Annotated in this window: 17 protein-coding genes; 2 read left to right on the top strand and 15 right to left on the bottom strand. The window is 39.2% G+C overall.

The genetic code is table 11. The annotated features are described in order from the left end of the window. Positions 1-168: 168 nt before the first annotated feature. The 7 genes from QP794_RS24720 to QP794_RS24750 all read right to left on the bottom strand — a co-directional run bounded on the left by QP794_RS24720 (position 169) and on the right by QP794_RS24750 (position 7,082). Positions 169-699 carry a hypothetical protein gene (locus QP794_RS24720; protein WP_285079409.1) on the bottom strand — a complete coding sequence of 177 codons (531 nt, stop codon included), beginning with the start codon at positions 697-699 and terminating at the stop codon, positions 169-171. Positions 700-853: 154 nt separating this feature from the next. Further along, positions 854-1,633 (bottom strand): phosphotransferase family protein, encoded by a 780-nt coding sequence (locus QP794_RS24725; protein ID WP_285079410.1) that lies wholly within the window; start codon positions 1,631-1,633, stop codon positions 854-856. 79 nt (positions 1,634-1,712) lie between these two features. Beyond that, complete coding sequence (locus QP794_RS24730; protein WP_285079412.1) at positions 1,713-2,594, bottom strand: GNAT family N-acetyltransferase; 882 nt, start codon at positions 2,592-2,594, stop codon at positions 1,713-1,715. A 141-nt stretch (positions 2,595-2,735) separates the two neighbouring features. Next, entirely contained in the window at positions 2,736-3,251 is a 516-nt protein-coding gene (locus QP794_RS24735; protein WP_285079413.1) for a phosphotransferase-like protein, read from the bottom strand. A gap of 206 nt (positions 3,252-3,457) precedes the next feature. Continuing rightward, positions 3,458-4,597 (bottom strand): DUF3626 domain-containing protein, encoded by a 1,140-nt coding sequence (locus tag QP794_RS24740; RefSeq protein WP_285079606.1) that lies wholly within the window; start codon positions 4,595-4,597, stop codon positions 3,458-3,460. A 788-nt stretch (positions 4,598-5,385) separates the two neighbouring features. Then, a complete protein-coding gene (locus QP794_RS24745; protein WP_285079414.1) occupies positions 5,386-6,189 on the bottom strand; it encodes an isoprenoid biosynthesis enzyme family protein in 804 nt (267 codons plus the stop codon). A 233-nt stretch (positions 6,190-6,422) separates the two neighbouring features. Beyond that, positions 6,423-7,082, bottom strand: a complete 660-nt coding sequence (locus QP794_RS24750) for a lysozyme inhibitor LprI family protein (RefSeq protein WP_285079415.1) — start codon at positions 7,080-7,082, stop codon at positions 6,423-6,425. A 298-nt stretch (positions 7,083-7,380) separates the two neighbouring features. On the opposite strand from QP794_RS24750, the gene QP794_RS24755 reads away from it, so the two are divergent. Together QP794_RS24755 and QP794_RS24760 are read left to right on the top strand one after the other, a co-directional pair. Next, positions 7,381-7,641, top strand: coding sequence for a hypothetical protein (locus QP794_RS24755; protein WP_285079416.1), 261 nt, complete (start codon positions 7,381-7,383; stop codon positions 7,639-7,641). Next, positions 7,638-7,928: a hypothetical protein gene (locus QP794_RS24760; protein WP_285079417.1), complete on the top strand. Its 291-nt coding sequence runs from the start codon at positions 7,638-7,640 to the stop codon at positions 7,926-7,928. The genes QP794_RS24755 and QP794_RS24760 overlap by 4 nt, the downstream gene beginning before the upstream one ends. A gap of 199 nt (positions 7,929-8,127) precedes the next feature. On the opposite strand, the gene QP794_RS24765 is transcribed toward QP794_RS24760, so the two are convergent. From QP794_RS24765 to QP794_RS24800, 8 genes are all read right to left on the bottom strand, one after another. Then, complete coding sequence (locus QP794_RS24765) at positions 8,128-8,670, bottom strand: GrpB family protein (protein ID WP_285079418.1); 543 nt, start codon at positions 8,668-8,670, stop codon at positions 8,128-8,130. Between the two features lie 498 nt (positions 8,671-9,168). Continuing rightward, a complete protein-coding gene (locus QP794_RS24770; RefSeq protein WP_285079419.1) occupies positions 9,169-10,233 on the bottom strand; it encodes a DUF1648 domain-containing protein in 1,065 nt (354 codons plus the stop codon). Between the two features lie 335 nt (positions 10,234-10,568). After that, on the bottom strand, positions 10,569-11,417 hold the full coding sequence (locus QP794_RS24775; RefSeq protein ID WP_285079420.1) for an RCC1 domain-containing protein: 849 nt from the start codon (positions 11,415-11,417) through the stop codon (positions 10,569-10,571). A 322-nt stretch (positions 11,418-11,739) separates the two neighbouring features. After that, a complete protein-coding gene (locus tag QP794_RS24780) occupies positions 11,740-12,324 on the bottom strand; it encodes a hypothetical protein (protein WP_285079421.1) in 585 nt (194 codons plus the stop codon). Between the two features lie 210 nt (positions 12,325-12,534). After that, on the bottom strand, positions 12,535-13,542 hold the full coding sequence (locus tag QP794_RS24785) for a hypothetical protein (RefSeq protein WP_285079422.1): 1,008 nt from the start codon (positions 13,540-13,542) through the stop codon (positions 12,535-12,537). Positions 13,543-13,744: 202 nt separating this feature from the next. Continuing rightward, the gene (locus QP794_RS24790) at positions 13,745-14,842 is read right to left on the bottom strand and encodes a Gfo/Idh/MocA family protein (protein ID WP_285079423.1); all 1,098 of its coding nucleotides are present in this window, start codon (positions 14,840-14,842) and stop codon (positions 13,745-13,747) included. A 98-nt stretch (positions 14,843-14,940) separates the two neighbouring features. Next, positions 14,941-16,113, bottom strand: a complete 1,173-nt coding sequence (locus tag QP794_RS24795) for a Gfo/Idh/MocA family protein (protein ID WP_285079425.1) — start codon at positions 16,111-16,113, stop codon at positions 14,941-14,943. Next, positions 16,110-17,024, bottom strand: a complete 915-nt coding sequence (locus QP794_RS24800) for a sugar phosphate isomerase/epimerase family protein (RefSeq protein ID WP_285079426.1) — start codon at positions 17,022-17,024, stop codon at positions 16,110-16,112. Before QP794_RS24800 ends, QP794_RS24795 begins: the two co-directional genes overlap by 4 nt. Positions 17,025-17,068 lie beyond the last annotated feature (44 nt).

Here is a 17,068-nt window from a genome sequence, read left to right on the forward strand (position 1 = left end):
AGGAGCTGTTTGTTTCATAGACCATATGCTTGTTCATTCTGTTCACCTCATCTGGTATAAATTTTGTTTGCTGTTCATTTGTTAATTAATGGCTTTTCGTAATCGATCCTTGTAGACAACACTACTGTAAGAACACATTAAATATTAATGCTTTAGGTGTAGGGTCCATCATTGAATTAATTTACTAAGTTCTTCTTTAATTTCATAATTTAAACCATTCCTCATTAATAAATCTCTTATTACATGTTGATCTACAATTTCTTTATGTGTTTGTAAGTGACCTAAGATCAAATTTGATTTCGCTTCTCTTCCCATTAAATAATAGGCAACATACCAGATTTCAGGACGGGATACCTTTATTCCATCCCATGTTCTATTTTGAATATGAGATGTAGGTAAACGAACCACTTCTTCTTCAGCATAAAAAGCAAATCCTCCTATGATATCTATTCTTAATGAAGGAATATGTATCCTGTATTCACTTGCAAAAGGGTAGTCACCACTATCCTGTTCTATCCAATCGTATCCATCTATAACTTTAAGCAGCATATCTTTTGGACAATCAACTATAAGATCCCAATCATTCACTGTATTTGATAAATTAAAATAATATAACAATCCACTTCCACCAAGTGAATAAGTTAATTCATTCTCTTCGAACCTTCTAATAATCGGTAAGATTTCTTTATGATCTAACATAGTTGACCTCCTAATATGTGCAGCTTATAACGATTCTGTATTCATGAACCCTCCGCCGACTTAAGGGGTGGTTTCCTAGCCTTGATGCGGTTAGTGGTATGGAAGTGTCTGCCTGAATATAGTGTTATCTGATGAAGCACGCTCCGAAGCGATACTAAAAGAAGCTATATATTCCGTCTTCAAAATAGTTATATTCTTCATCCGTTATTCGTAACTTGCCGTATGCGTTATAAAATATTTCTTTATCTCTTTCATTATCAAAAGTATTACATTTGGGTCTAATGGCCAATGCTACATCATATCTTGGATCCCCGTACGCCGCTCCCGACCAGTCAATAACTCCAACTATGTTGCATTCTTTAATTAATACATTATCAATTGTAAAATCGCCATGAATCAAAGTGTTATCTCTTGGTTTGGGTCTTACTGCTTTCAACCGTTTAAGTAATTCTTCTGATCCGTCTATAGCAAAGTGATTAAGATTATATTCTGCTTTATTAAGCATTGTATCTAACCAAGGATGATCATTTTCCAATAATTCAATAGGGCAGGAACATTCATGTATTTTCTTTAAACAAAGGCCAAAGTTAAAGATAGCTGTTTCTTTATCTTTGAGATTGGGCTCTTTAGATAAAAATTCCCTCAAACTTATTCCATCAATATAATCCATTAAAAGCCATCTCGATTGATTCTCGACATGATATGAATATGCTCGCGGAACTGGGAGCCCCGTATGGTAAAGATATTGAAGCACCTTGTATTCTTCTAATAACCATTCATTATAGAGATCGTTTTCTGTCTTTTTGATTATGTACTTTTTATCGAGCGTATCCAGAATAGCCACGATAGAAGTATGACCTTGTTTGGGAAAAGTAATTTTCTGGACTTTTCCGATTTTTTCTATTATCTCAATTGGGACGTCCTGAATGTTCATGCTTTCATCCTTTCTTCCACTACATTCCCTTTTAGATAGCATTCCCTACATTCACGAACCCGAACGGCTTTAGAAAGTATCAAATGTTATGCCAATAGAAAGTATAATGAGAATACTGTTGAAAGCCTAATGACTTGTAAAAAGAACTATCCGAAATAACATATGCCTTTTCAGCACCTAAGGAGCGACCTCTTTTCAAGGCTTCTAAAACTACTGCTTTTCCAAGTCCCTTCTGCCGATACTCTGGAATTGTACATACAGGTTCTACATAAACATAATCCGTTTTTTGACTGTACCATAAGCCACAATAAGCAACGTATTCCCCATCTTCATTCTCGGCAACAATATGTAGGAATGAATTCATATTTCTTGCTGACAACATTCTTTTTTGCTTAATTATAGTAGCTTCATCCGTAGGTAAAGATCCTTCATTGTCAAATGCCTTCCATAACAAATGATGAAGCTTATATAAGTCATTTTCTATATCTATACTTTTTAGTATTATGTCTTCAGGAATTACATAATCAAGGCTAACATTCTCTAGTGTAAGTTCAAGTATGTTCTCAGTCAGATCATTCTCCACAAACTTCTTACTGCGCAATAAATCTAGAGTGTGAGTATCTTTGTCATTCACTGCAATCCCCAGACCATTTTCATTACTGAAAGTTGTAGTTGTATATTCTAATATATCTTGTTCTAATTCTTCAAACCCTTGTTTAGTAGCAAAAAATGCTTCACCAAAATAGTGGTCATAGGTTGCTATACCTACTAACTCGTCATTACAATACCACAAGCCAATCTTATCCATTAAGTCTCGATTGAATTCAGGATGATGAAACATCCACTCCCACCTTGCCCAGTTCCAATTTATATGCCTACGGTCATCTTTTGATAATTCAATCAAAAAATCACAAACTTGTTCATAATAAGATTCATCGAAATTTCTAAAAACAATCTTCATTTTAATCCCCCATATGATATAAATTTTGTACGTCTTCATAATAAAAAAACAAATGGCCACCCCATACTTCTTCCTTCCCCTCAATGAAAGTTTGAAGTATGTTTGCCTGATTCTGCTTCCTTAAATAAATATTTTCGATAATTATTTTTTGAATACTGATGTGATAATCATTTCTGCACATTCTTCCGCCGTATTCAAACTCGTATCGACTGAATAGCTATAACGGATGTGTGGCGACATTATTTTATTTTGCTCATCGGATTGATCTTCTCTTCTGTCACCACGTTCTATATTTCGCTTACGACAAAGATCTAATGGGCAGTACACCTCAATGATATCCAAAGGATATCCAGCAAATATATCTTGGACTTTACCATAATGCGGCTTTAATTCCGGTCTTTCAACAAGTATCCCATCGATTAAAACATTCTTTCCATGATCCGAAAATAATTTTGCTGTATGATACATTATAATGATGGCTTCACTTAAATACTTCCAGTAGTCTGTTTGCAAATGTTTATCACCAATCGTATTTTCAAAAAGATCATTGGCCACAACATAAAAAAAGGGATCAGAATAATTTTGCATCGCTTCTACGATTGAAGTTTTACCTGAACTGGTTACGCCATTCAAAAATATAATTTTCCCTTTATCCATTTTCTCATCTTCCTTTGCATGGGTTATGTTTGAGTGTCTACGACTTCTTCGAATTGCAAAATACCTAGACCAATTTTGTAAAAGATAATAACTTCGTTCGAAAAGAATAGATCTATTCCATGTTCATTGCTTAGAATAATATTGTAATTATTAATCCACCAAATAGATGCACTATTAAATCAATTAGGTTGAACGTATAAGAATTTCTAGAGGTTTTTATTATCGCTGATGCTATTACTGAAAATGGAATCCATCGATTTACCATATCGAACGAGTACATGCCACATGTATTTTAATTCCTGAAGCACTTCTTCATAGTTACCTCTGTCAGACCAGAGGTCAGGATTGCGTTTCAAATCGTTGACTGCATTCCCGATCAGACTTGCATCGATGTTACCATTGCTTGCAATTCGCTTGGCTAATGAGGGCATGGTTGGACCCCTAAAATCAGAGGGCACTTCCTCCGCACGCATCGCAAATCCCATATGCCAAAATAGTTTAATGGAATATTTGATGCAAATTTGCTCTAAGTGATTCCCTATTTCTGTTCCTTTGAACGATGGGTCAGCTACTAAAATTTCCACATCATCTTCAAGAACGATATCTCCATGAACTTGAGTTTCGATAAAATGGTTAAGATTCCGATGTGGGGCCAGTTTTGAGGGATCCTCTAACGGACGTTCCAGATTGTACAATAGCTGATCTATCAATTTTTTAGGAGTAAGATCTTTTTCTCCAATAGCATAATCCCGAAAGAAAGCATCCGTAAAAAGCGCAGATAGAATATCGTCTAATTCCTCATATGTCCCCATTTCCTTCGGATCATCTTGTGAGCCACCGTAAGTGAACGTGCAACGATGTGAAGCATTCGGTTTTAAAAGAAAATAACAAGATCCGAATCGTGGAGACGGTCCATCCGGATGTAACAACAAATGAAGAGCCCCATACTTTGGTCTTTCAAAGTTGGTTACTCCCTCTATCTGATAAGCTCCGCCAAATAGTTTTTCCTCCCAAAGGTCCCGTGCACCACCTACATATGCCGATACGCTCCCATTGGATATGAGAGTCTCGAACTGACTTTTATAGATCCCCTGCTCTAATAATGATTGAGCCACACTTTTCATATCTACAACCGGACGATCCGGATGAAAATGCATAGCCACCCTTGCATGGGATCTAAGCTTATCAACTGCTTCTTCAAAGATATTCCAAGGAATATTGGATAACTGAAAAATTTCTTTGAGTGATGCTTGAGCTTCACTTTTTTGGGATCTCGTGCAATGATTTATATATTCAATTGCTGCGTTCTGAGATCTTGTAAGTTGTCTGTTGTGAGATACAAAAATCACCGCCTTTCACCAAAATTGATATTTAAATCCACTCTATAATAGTATTAGTTTTTCGGATAACATTACCGTGTTCACGACGTCCCACCACCTTAAGCTCGAAGGGCGACCGCGATGTGGTTAGTTGGTGCGGATATATCCGGTTGATTCTGCTTCCCCGTTATGAAATGCCTCATCAAACCACATTTAGCTCTCTCGGATCGAGAGACGACGGAATCGAATCGATCCGTGGGTATAGTGTCATATGATGGGTCTAATCCCCTTAAATTTACATAACATTGTTCTGATTATCTTTGTTCTTTAAATACCTAAAATACGATTGCTTATTAAAGTAGTCATATACTAAAATAATCAAAAATAATAATGGAGATATCAATAATATTTTCAATACAAATTCAGTATTATTTTTATTTATTAAAAGAAGTATAGCTATCAATACAATTAAAGAGATTATTCCTATATATTTATCTCTGCTCTTATAATCAATTGTTTTCGCGAATGATCCGTAAACTGTACCAATTACGACTCCAATAATTGCTGGCTCTGAGAATGGCACGCCGATCAAAAATAGAATTCCATACATGGTTGAGAGGAAACTTATACTTGAAAGAAATATAATTATTTTATACTTCATTTCTGGTTTCATGATCTAGAACTTCACCACCTTTCAAACCATTCATCTAACGTTACCCCTTAGATAGCTCTTATCTTAGGGAAATCGATGTTATCTGCCTAATTATGCTTCATTGAATAACTCTCGAAATGCTATTCCTATATCTGTACAGTCATTACCAATCTTCAAGTTCTGAAAGCAACACACCTTTTTTGGTAAGTTTAAGACTATTATTCCTTGTAAAACCTTCAATACTCTGAATTTGCTTATTGATAAATGAGAATTCAAATATCTTTGTAAAATCTCCATTCAGAGTAAAATGAACTTTACCTTCTTCTGGAACAAATATAAGCGAAAATTGGGTTGGATAATCCCCACTTTGCTGAGCAGTATCCATAAGCAAGTTAAGGCCTGTTGCGATATTAAATGTTTCTTTGTTATTTGAAATGACTTCGTAGGCCTTTATATATCTATCATTTCCTGGTCCTTCAAAAGTCTTATATTCATTTTCGAAATTATCCGATACAGGAAAATTAGTTAGTACTATGAAGTCCCTATCGGAAGAGTTAATATCAATGTTCTTTCTTCCCGGTTCAACAATAAATGTCTTCCGATTTCTCCCGGCTATCAAACTGTGGACACTATGACTCGGGACATTAACAATTACGTTATTGGTTAAATATTCACTTAATTGAGATAACTCAATCCGTCCTGAAAGAATTTCATCAAACAATTTCATAATATGTACGCAATTCTTTCCACGTCTATATTTGCCTTCTTCAATTGGATCGACCATTAATAAGTTCATAAATGTACCACTACTATTCAAACCGAATGCTGGATAAAATTGTCCAGCATCATTCTGAAGAACTAATAGTTGATCTTCACCAATCAAAACAATTTTGATTGGTCTTCGAGAAATGTCGAAGTTCATACCAATAAATGTCTTGTCTAAATGAACAGCGAAACTAGTACACATTGAGGTAATCTCCTTTATTGTTTTTTCTTTTTTTCGTCGTTCCGAAACATATAACGTTCTTGTAAAACGAAACGAGCCAGCCTTAGATAGCTCTTATCTTAAGCTGGCTCGTTTGTTGTCTGAGTGTTCTTCCATGATTATACATCTGATAACCAAGGGGTGGTAGCCCCGCAACATGAATACATTGTTATGCGCCGTTACTGTCTTCGAAGCATCATCTAAAAACCTAAGATTCACCTGTATTTTTTACTTTGGTATAAAAACTCAACTTCACCATCTAGCAAATATCGATATTCAAATAATTGCATTGTTCTTTCCCTAACTCTCTCCCGTATAACCGTGCCTAGGCTTACCGATCCTTTTGATCCAAGGTAACCATTATAAATAAATGTCTTCTCTACAAATTTTGTTTCTTTTAAATGATACTGTAACCATTCTTTCTGCGATTCAATTAGTGCTTCTCTTGGTTCTCTATCCAACTTAGAAAGAAGCTTTTTATATATTTGATTCAATTCTTTATCCCAAATCTCTGTATATCTGCTTTCCAACGCCCCCCATCCCAATGTTGTAATAATCTCTTTGGAATTTTGAAATTCATTAAATTCCACTTCATAATCATGATCTATAGGATTTCGAAGCATTTCATCATAAAATTCTCCTTTCAAATCAAGGTTCCCAATGCTCATGGTTAACACTTCATTGTTAGAAGCATCTGATCGATCTTCAGTTATTTCTTTCGGTTCTGTTCCATTACCTGTACTCACTACATCAGGAGGCAGTTCAGAATTCATTATTGATTTAGTTTCGCTGTTCAAAGTAGTCGATTGACTAATATTTTGACAAGATGAAAACATTATAGTAATAAAAAATAATAAGAGTATCTTACTTTTCATAAATTTTCTCCTTAAATATTATCTTTAATATTTATCGGTAATGGCGCATAACGTTTATGTGTTCCTGGACCTGAGAGGCTTAAAAGAGCTTAGTGACTGGGTGGCTCCGTCACTTAGCATCGCAGGGCTGTCTGCCTGATTATCCTCATTGAAGATCCTCTCCATATCTAGGAGCGAACGGGACGCAGCAGGAAACGTTGTTACACGCTGGTTCGTTCTCCTTTGAAATCACTATCATTGAATGTTTCAAAATGGGGTTGTACAATGAAAATATAAGTCTTTTCGGAGGTGTTCATGTATGAAATGGAGTCATATCCGTGAAATCTACCCTAATCGTTGGGTTCTAGTTGAAGCTCTTGCCACTCAATCAAATAACCATATAAGAACGATTGAAGAAATGTCAGTTGTTTCTGATTATGACGACCCTAAGCGTGCATGGGCCTCATATAAAAAACTTCATTTGTCAGAGCCTACTAGGGAACTCTATGTATTCTACACCGGAAATGAATTTATTGAAGTCATTGAGCAACCCTTTACTGGAATTAGAGGTCTTCGATGAAAATCCATCTTGTAAATGGTCTTCCTATTGTTTCTCTCCCTCTATCTTACAAGAATAAATCAACTCTTCTGAATAACATCCTTCTGGATACCGGATGCTCCACAACTATTTTTGAAATGTTATCAGCAGATTGTCTCGGATCCTCTATTGATAGCATTGTGCTTAAAGATTTTACTATCCAACTAGGACTTACCAAAGAACCATATGGTTTCGATGCAATATTAGGTGTCGACTTTCTTTACAAATATGGTTTAAAAATAGATTTTGAGAAATTAGTTATTTCATAAAAGGTTTCACAAACTTGCGTATAACATTGTTGTATTCACGAACCCGAGAGGCTTAAAGGAGCATCAGCGGCTGGGTCGAAGACTTAGTTTCATAGGAGTTGTCTGTCTGGTACGACTACCTCGAAATGCCTCTGGCAAACCAAGGAGCGTTAGCCCGTTCGGTGAATACAATGTTATCCGATGTCTTCTTTCCCTTGAGCTACCTACAAAGTCTTTCCACATTAAGTACTTTATTCACAAATTCGGTCTTCCCATCCGTATAAGACTGGCGATTTTCTCTATACCTAATAACCAGCTCTTTCTTTAGATTGGCATATTCGACTACAAATTCGGGATTGCTAATTAATGCATCTCTGAAGGAAGTATGTCTTAATAACTCTTTGCTCTCTTTATCACAAACATATAAATGATGTTCAGGTTTCTGTATATTTACTATACTATAGGGAACATTTGCATCTTTTCTTGCAAAAGCTTCTCTGTTCTCAACACCCAAATTCCCTTCATGATAGTAACCTAGACTTTCTAATCCTTGAATTACATCTGGAAGCAAGTCCATAGAATCAATTACTACATCAATATCTAAAATAGGTTTTGCCGCTAGTCCAGGTACTGCTGTACTACCAACGTGCTCGAATCTAAGTACTAGATCCCCGAGTCTATGTTCTATGATGGATTTCAGATCAGAAAACATTTCAGGCCATTCATTGTTGTAATCTTCAATAATTATTGTTTTTTTACTCATTCTTGAGATGCCCCCCAAAAAATAAAGTATTTATGAAGATTCCCGATAGCGTTGGTGTATTCACGACCCAGCGAATGTCGGACCAAGGACGAATGTCCGTAGCGTGAATATTATGTTAGGTAGAGTTATTGCCTCCTTCGAATAATTGCATCAATTTTCTGTCTAACCATTCGTTTACTAATAAATCAGGTACAGAATCAGGAGGATTAGAAATTTCAATTGTTCCATCAGCTTTTATTATTTGCGGGGGACGACCAAGGGGCGTAGAGCGACAGTATTTAATATTGAATGTGATTTGTAGTTATACGAGCAGGGAGATTGCTGATGATTTTAAAGATACTGTTGCTGCTGTTACAAAAAATTCAACGAGCTAAGAAGAAAATGAAAGGCTATATACAGAATCTGCTTGTCTAATGTGGATGGCGTCTAATTTGGAAGCGAAAATATTTATTTGTTGAAAGCTAGAATTCTCCGGTGAGTATTAACCTCAAAGCCTTGTTACCGCACCACAACTAACAGTACAATAATTCCGAGCCAAATCAGCCAGGTTACTGGGTGACCGAAATTTAATCCCCAGCCGACTCCGAACCTTTTCTCGACGATTAGGTTTGGATCTTTGCGATTGAAATAAATCATACCTAATATCCATTTATCATCATCATGGACAGGTCTGACATTGGAGCGATCGGCAGATCGCTCCAAGCGGCTTCCGCCCTGACCAGCCCAGAACGATAAGGCAAAGGCGTATAGGATGATAAAGGCTATTATGATTAGGATAATGGGGATAGCGAAATTGATGTTAAGCAGAGATATCATGTTTAGTTGCACGACGGAAAACAGGATAACTATTAAGAAGCTTGCTGTAATCATAAAATATGACCAAGTACGGCGGAAAGTTACGTCTTGTCTGATGGAACGGTTAGGATCAGTGGGTTGAACCTGCTGCTTCACTCTGCGAATACTCCAATTCTCAAATATGAACAAAAGTGTTATGAACACTTGCATTATCGTAGGCATAAACACAGAACTATAAGATTTAGCTGCATAGCGGTCTACGTTCCAACTGCTGTTGAAATGGATCGGAATCTGATCAGGAATCAGATCGTAGTTGCGTAGCACAGTTACAATACTAACAACAATAATTAAAACATGAATGAGGAACCAATTACTAGACAAGCCAATGTTTCTTTTCCGAAAACCAGTGTCCACTGCTATGATCGATGGTTCCGGAGCAACAGGCAGCATAGGTAGTAAACTTTTCATTTTGAAATGATAGCTAATGTTTATGACTAGGGAGATTACGACCATGGCGAGTGAATAAGTGACAATGATCCAACTTTGTTGCTTGGAATGCTCACCACCGTATATTAGGCAGATGATACAAACAATAAATAGGATGGTATGCAAGGCAGCACTAATCCTAGCATATGACTTCCGCATCTGGCGCAGAGGCTCACTGTGGAATTGTACAGGACTGACGGTGATCCCAAAACTAATCGTCTCTCTTGTTAAATAAGGCATGCTTACCATGAGTACAATGGTAGGTACAAATACAAAGATCATTACTATAATAGGCATTATCGTCATATCATTCGCCTCCTCCTATACATAAGTGTGTATTCGAAAACTCTACCTCCAAAGTAATTTAATTTTTTTATTATTTCTTTGCGGCTATTACATATAACGTTCCTGTATTCACGACGTTCCAGCGCCTTAAGGACCATAGGTCCGGCTGCCGCTTGCGGCAGTTAGGCGGTGTGATGTGTCCGGGGAATCTGCTTCTCCGAATTGCCTCTTTCGGACCAAGGATCGGCTTGCCTTTCCGCAGCGTTGAATACGATGTTATATGATTTCAGGGGCATCCTTGAAGATTCTTACAACGCTTAATTTCCAGGAATTTAAATACAACCCCAGTCATCTACATTACATTGACCATATTCATTATCACCCACTGAAACTACCGTGCCATCTGATTTAAGTCCGAGAGTATGAGCACATCCCGCTGCTACTGACACAATGTCATGCCAGTCATGCACATTGCACTGGCCGTGTTTATTCAAACCCACAGCCGCCACTGTACCATCAGATTTGAGCCCGATAGTGTGATAACTTCCCACCGCTACAGCCACTATATCGCGCCAATTACTTACCTTACATTGGTTATGCTTATTCATACCCGCAGCTACCATCGTACCATCTGATTTAAGTCCGACGGTATGAAGGTAACCCGCAGCTAAAGCTCTAATATCGAACCATCCGTTTACATTACATTGAGAGTACCGATTATTGCCCACAGCCATCAACGTTCCGTCAGATTTAAGACCAACAGTATGCCAGTCACCAGCAGTTATTGCCACCATATCACTCCAGCCACCTACATCGCACTGTCCTTCAGTATTTCTACCCACAGCCAACACGGAGCCATCTGATCTAAGTCCGACGGTACGACTCCACCCTGCTGCTACTGATTGAATATCTCGCCAATCATTTACATCACATTGATGATACTTATTCCAACCCAAAGCCTCTACTGTACCATCAGATTTAAGACCGATGGTATGAGAATTACCCGTGTTCGTCGCCATGTGGACGTTACCAGCCGCCACTGATACAATATCGCTCCAGCCATTTATATTACACTGGCCACATTTATTATCACCTACAGCCATAACCGTTCCGTCAGATTTAACTGCAACGGTATGCCGTCTCCCCCCAGCTATAGTTACTTTCGGTGAATAGATTTTCATGTTAACCCCCTTTGTAAACAATTACTAATCAACTTATCTAATGGAGAAGAAATTAGAACTTCCTGTCTAACTCCTTTATATGGGTATTTCCCTGATTTCATATAACGTTTTTGCATTCACGAGCCCTCACTGGCTTAAGTGAGCGTAGCGAGCGGGTCCGACGGACTTAGCCAGTGCAGGGTTATCCGCCTGTTCCAACTTCCTCGAAAATCCTCGGTGCGGACCAAGGGATGCGAAAGCGGCCCGCAGCGTGAATGTTGTGTTATCTGCAGTACCCTCTTCTTCGAATAGACACTACTCTTTGTTCCAATAATTTTATACTTTAATTTGCAATTTTCTTTAATTTTTCACCAGCTGTCGTAGACATAACCGGAGTATATTCATGCAACAGTTTTTCCATTAGCTCTTTTGGGAACTTCCCCTTAAATTCAGGTGCTGACGGAAAACATAAGTCAGCAATTTTTCTAGCCCTTTCATCAAATAGACTCTTTTCCTGATCCCACATTTGAGCAGCTACAGATATTATTTGTTCTTGGTAAGCACGAGCTTTTTCTTTAATAATTATTTCAATTTGCTCTCTAATTAATCGTCTTTCTTGCTCAATTCTTGTTGCTACATTGTACAAGTCATCTATTGTTTTATATTGGTCATTGTCCAAATTGCCTACAAGAAGGTGTTTATAAGTATTCCATTCATTTGATGTAACAACAGGACTAGTAACATAATAATCTCGTGAATCTTTCAGTTTATTTAAGTTTTCTTCAATACTTCTTAATTCCATTATCACTAATAAGGCTGCATTTTTCCTTTCATCACGTTTTGTCATCCGATAAGTAACAAAAGCAAAGAATCCAACTAACAAGATTATTGTTGTCTGAAAAAAATTACTATCAAAAAAAGCTTCCATTCTTTTTTCACCTCTACTATTTTTTTAGTTTGATCGATGTCAATCTACTATTGCACTGTTTTTTAGGGTATTGCAGATAACGTTCCTGTATTCATGAACCCCAAAGGAGTTGTCTGCTGAAATTCCTCTCCCAAATCCATCCGCAGACCAAGGCTCCAAAGGAGCCGTTGCTTGAATATAATGTTAGCTGATGTTATTAACTTCTACGAGTTATCTAAATGGATCATCAAACGCAAAAGGATCCAATTCTTCTTCAAATAGCTTACTGATGATTTGGATAACACTAGATGATACGTCTGAATTTAAAGTTTTAATTCCATGAATATCAAGCAGTTCAAATAAATTATCAATCCTAAAGATTTGGTTAGTTCCAATCAAATCTTTATATAATTCTAAGTAACACAAGATAGACTCCCACAAAATCACTTTTACATCTGTATAATAATCTCCTATATCACAATCTTCTGGTGAAGTGTTAGCAAAATAACTATTCATTGATGTAAAATCCCTAGAATCTCCTCTGCGAAATCTGTGATGATTCGTCAAATTCGAATCAAACCATTCCAATTCTCTGAATCCTTCTAGATATTCTAAAGAATAATTAATTTCATTTCTTGTTTTTGGGTTTATCCAATGTTTATCAAGTAGGAACCCTACTCTTTCAAAACTCTCAATTCCATTTATGTCTCTAAGACTCTCCATTACAGTCCACCATGTTTGATGTGATCCACTACCTTTCGATTTTAAGTGATTAAACTCTGGAGTTCCTTGACTGAAAACTTTGTAACCATCCTCCAGCAAAAAGAAATAAAATTTACTATCATTTTTATCTTTCAGTGGTTTACCATCCTTCTTTAATTCAATATAACCTCTTTGCAACAAAAAATTTACAGCTTTTATCAAATAGAACTTGCTATAGTAAGCAGTAACATCAGACCACGTATGAAAATTCTTTGCGTCCAACGTAATGAGTGATAAAAGAAGGTCAAACGATCTAAATAAGCATAAGGTACTACTGTATATAAACTTCTGTTTAAATTCATCAATTACTTCCATATCATCATGCTTTTCGTTTAAGAACGCCTCAAAATCTGATCCTTTCCCTTGAATCAAGTAATGCCTAAATAGACTTTCTACCGATTCTCTATGTGTCTCAAAATAAGGTTTATAACCCTTATAAGAATCTTTTATTTTGCTATATTCAACTTGAAACTGCATAATATTCCCCCCTTTTAATAAATTTTAGCTAACATTTAATGTATGTACTTCGTAAACACCACATATTCAGCTCAGTTTCTGAACTACTTTCATAATAAACCATATTGTTCCATTTGCGAAGGTACCACAACAAACAAAAGAGCAGCCTTTACACCTGGCTGCTCTCCCCATACATAATCTAATTACTATTAAATAAAACCGTTTACTTCGCACCACTGCTCCATACCACTCTCTCACTCATTGCCTTATGCTGCGCAATCAAGCAGAGTTCTGCCGCCTTAAACGCGTGTTCCTGTGTCATCGCATTCTCTGTTCGATCGAGACAATCCCGGATCAGTTCACCGAAGAACGGATAACCGACCTGCCCTTTGACACTATAACGATATTCCCCTTCATGATTAACCAGGTACACCTGATCGCCTTCAGGCTCCCTAGCCACGTCGATATACTTACGCAGCTCAATGTATCCGTCTGTGCCCAAAATAACTGTTCGCCCATCGCCCCATGTGCCCAGGCCATCCGGTGTAAACCAGTCTACCCGGAAGTAACCGGAAGCACCATTGTTACCGATTAGTGATGCTTCGCCAAAGTCCTCCAGTTCAGGGAATTGTGGATGATTGAAGTTATGCACCCTGCTGAAGCCTACCTCTGCATCCGTACAAGAAGCAAAGGTCAGGAACTGTTCGATCTGATGACTTCCAATATCACAGAGGATGCCGCCATACTTTTCATGCTGGAAGAACCATTCAGGCCGACCACCCGCATTCAATCGGTGCGGCCCCGTCCCCATAACCTGAACAACCTTGCCGATGGCTCCCTGTTCGATCAGTTGTCCGGCATAGATTGCACTTTCCACGTGCAGACGTTCACTGTAATAGACCATATATTTCTTCCCAGTGCGTTTAACCTCTTCACGCGCAAGGGACAGTTGCTCCAGTGTAGTAAAAGGGGCTTTGTCTGTAAAATAATCTTTACCTGCGGTCATCACTCTCATGCCAAGTGGCGCACGCTCCGACGTAATGGCTGCTCCGGCTACGAGCTGCACTTCATCGTCAGCAAGTACATCCGCTTCAGATGCGGCGATCTGTGCCTGCGGGAACTGTTTCCGAAAAGCCTCGATTTTAGCTGGGTCAGGATCGTATACCCATTTGAGCGTTGCCCCAGCCTCCACCAGCCCGCCAACCATACCATAGATATGTCCATGGTCCAACGCCACAGCAGCAATGGTAAACTCACCTGGACCACATACGACCTCTTTTTTCAGACTCTTTGGAGCATAGAACATTCCGTCTTTTGCCATGTCTTCTTCATCCTTCCCCTATGGGCATTTGAATTTGCACCTTATATTACATATTGAAAATCAGTCTCTGGATTCTGCGTGCATTTCACAAATTAACACTACTTAAATGTCTGTGACAGATCAGCAGGCTGATTGCTGTTTCCTGCCTTGGCTTTCTTTGTATTTGAACTGGCAATCCGCTGCTGCAAATGCTCATAGAACAAATCCTCATCGATCGGCAAATCCACCCAGTTATCGGTCCAGGTCGACAGCAGCATCGCATTGGACAAAGTTAAGCCATAGATGCCCTCTTCTCCGGGAGCGATGAGCGGGGTTCCATTTCGGATCGTATCGATCCAGTTACGAATCAGTCCAGGATGTCCGGTTTCTACACCGCTAATCGGCACCTCGCATTTCCAGCATTCCGGCTGTCCAAATCCTCCGGTAAATCTCTGATTGAATTCAGGCTCGGGTTCACGAAGTCGCCAAAAGGTCAACTGACCATCTTCAATGACAATTTTACCGCGATCCCCATTAACCTCGAACCGATTGGTGCCCGGTGCTTCACCCGTCGTGGTCACGAATACACCTGTTGCTCCATTTTCATACTCGACATATGCCGTTACATCATCTTCCACTTCAATGTTCCGGTATTTGCCGAATGAACAGAAGGCACGCATACGAACCGGCATCATACCGATGGTCCATTGCCACAGGTCCAGTTGGTGAGGGTCCTGATTGATCAGGACACCGCCCCCTTCACCAGCCCAGGTTGCACGCCAGCCGCCCGAATCATAATAACTTTGGGACCGATACCAATTCGTAATAATCCAGTTGGTGCGCCGTACCTCACCCAGTTCCCCCGAGGCAATCAGATCCCTTAGCTTGATATATAAAGGATTGGTTCGCTGGTTGTACATCATGGAAAACACTTTGCCGCTGGCAGCAGCCGCTTCATTCATCTTGCGTACCTGTTTGGTGTATACTCCGGCAGGCTTCTCAATCATGACATGCAGGCCATACTGAAAAGCCTGAATGGCCTTTTCGGGATGGTCATAATGCGGTGTTGCTATAATGACCGCATCAATCGTCCCCGATGACATCATCTGCTCCGCATCCTGCCAATAGGTGACTGAGGCCGGAAGGTTGCTGGATACCCAGCTCTCCATTTCTTGTCTCACATCACAAACAGCAACCAGTTCTGCACCCGGTACTTCTCCTGCCACCAACGTTCTGGCATGCGCTGCACCCATATTTCCGATTCCAATGACCGCTACTCGAACCAAACTCATACCTGTACCTCCTCGTCCACACGACGTTCAATTTCGGCAAAAACATCTGCAAAGTGCTGTAACATCGCCTTCGATTCCAAGACTCCGCTAAAGTCCTCAATGCCATAATACCCGTCATATCCAACGGATTTCAGGTCACGGAATACCTGCAACCAGTTCACCACCCCTTCGGTCAAGGGGGTCCACTGGCAATGCCAGGCTGAAGCTATCGAAATTTCTGTATTCTGTTCATTTACACTGGAATTTGAATCCATGTTCGATGCATCCTTGAACCAGCCCGCATTCTTCACATGTACATGCGCCAGATAAGGTCCCAGCAATTCCAGTCCCATACGATGGTTCTCATACCCTTCATGCACCATATTGCCTGGATCGTACAAAACGCCTACATGCTGTGAGTCCAGCGATTGCACAAGCCGATAAGCCAGTGATGCAGTGGGTGCAATCGTTTGATGATGAGTTTCCACTACTGCCTTTACCTTATACTGTTGAGCCATTTCTTGAACTTCACTCAGATATTGCACAGCTTGTTTGTACAATTCAGGATAACTGGTTTTGCGATCATAGCCGGGAACCCCAACACGCATTGTGGATGCTCCCAAGGCTTGAGCGGATTGAAACGCCTGCTCTGTAGCAAGCAGATCCCCACAGTTCAGATACGGCACCAATGCAATCGATTGTCTGCCATGCTTTTTTGCCGCTTCACGGAATGCAGGTACCTGTTCCTCCCACTGGTCCGGATCGATCGAGCAACGATTATGTCTCCAATAGGAAGGTTCTTCGGACAAAGCGTCTGCCGGGATTCCACGATATCTCCATTCGATTCCTTCGATGCCAGCTGCGGCTGCAGCTGAAGCCAATTCATCTGCCGTCAAGTCCGGTGTCGCTACAGTGAATACAGACAATTTCATCAACATTCATCTCCTTATGTAAACGTATTCAATTTATTGTTGTA

Origin of the sequence: Paenibacillus sp. UMB7766-LJ446 (assembly GCF_030226665.1) — a bacterium.
In the GTDB taxonomy this organism is placed as follows: domain Bacteria; phylum Bacillota; class Bacilli; order Paenibacillales; family Paenibacillaceae; genus Paenibacillus; species Paenibacillus vandeheii.

Coding starts and splice junctions, on each gene's coding strand:
- QP794_RS24720 (WP_285079409.1), bottom strand. CDS start 699: ATGTTAGATCATAAAGAAATCTTACCGATTATTAGAAGGTTCGAAGAG.
- QP794_RS24725 (WP_285079410.1), bottom strand. CDS start 1,633: ATGAACATTCAGGACGTCCCAATTGAGATAATAGAAAAAATCGGAAAA.
- QP794_RS24730 (WP_285079412.1), bottom strand. CDS start 2,594: ATGAAGATTGTTTTTAGAAATTTCGATGAATCTTATTATGAACAAGTT.
- QP794_RS24735 (WP_285079413.1), bottom strand. CDS start 3,251: ATGGATAAAGGGAAAATTATATTTTTGAATGGCGTAACCAGTTCAGGT.
- QP794_RS24745 (WP_285079414.1), bottom strand. CDS start 6,189: ATGTGTACTAGTTTCGCTGTTCATTTAGACAAGACATTTATTGGTATG.
- QP794_RS24750 (WP_285079415.1), bottom strand. CDS start 7,082: ATGAAAAGTAAGATACTCTTATTATTTTTTATTACTATAATGTTTTCA.
- QP794_RS24755 (WP_285079416.1), top strand. CDS start 7,381: ATGAAATGGAGTCATATCCGTGAAATCTACCCTAATCGTTGGGTTCTA.
- QP794_RS24760 (WP_285079417.1), top strand. CDS start 7,638: ATGAAAATCCATCTTGTAAATGGTCTTCCTATTGTTTCTCTCCCTCTA.
- QP794_RS24765 (WP_285079418.1), bottom strand. CDS start 8,670: ATGAGTAAAAAAACAATAATTATTGAAGATTACAACAATGAATGGCCT.
- QP794_RS24770 (WP_285079419.1), bottom strand. CDS start 10,233: ATGATCTTTGTATTTGTACCTACCATTGTACTCATGGTAAGCATGCCT.
- QP794_RS24775 (WP_285079420.1), bottom strand. CDS start 11,417: ATGAAAATCTATTCACCGAAAGTAACTATAGCTGGGGGGAGACGGCAT.
- QP794_RS24780 (WP_285079421.1), bottom strand. CDS start 12,324: ATGGAAGCTTTTTTTGATAGTAATTTTTTTCAGACAACAATAATCTTG.
- QP794_RS24785 (WP_285079422.1), bottom strand. CDS start 13,542: ATGCAGTTTCAAGTTGAATATAGCAAAATAAAAGATTCTTATAAGGGT.
- QP794_RS24790 (WP_285079423.1), bottom strand. CDS start 14,842: ATGGCAAAAGACGGAATGTTCTATGCTCCAAAGAGTCTGAAAAAAGAG.
- QP794_RS24795 (WP_285079425.1), bottom strand. CDS start 16,113: ATGAGTTTGGTTCGAGTAGCGGTCATTGGAATCGGAAATATGGGTGCA.
- QP794_RS24800 (WP_285079426.1), bottom strand. CDS start 17,024: ATGAAATTGTCTGTATTCACTGTAGCGACACCGGACTTGACGGCAGAT.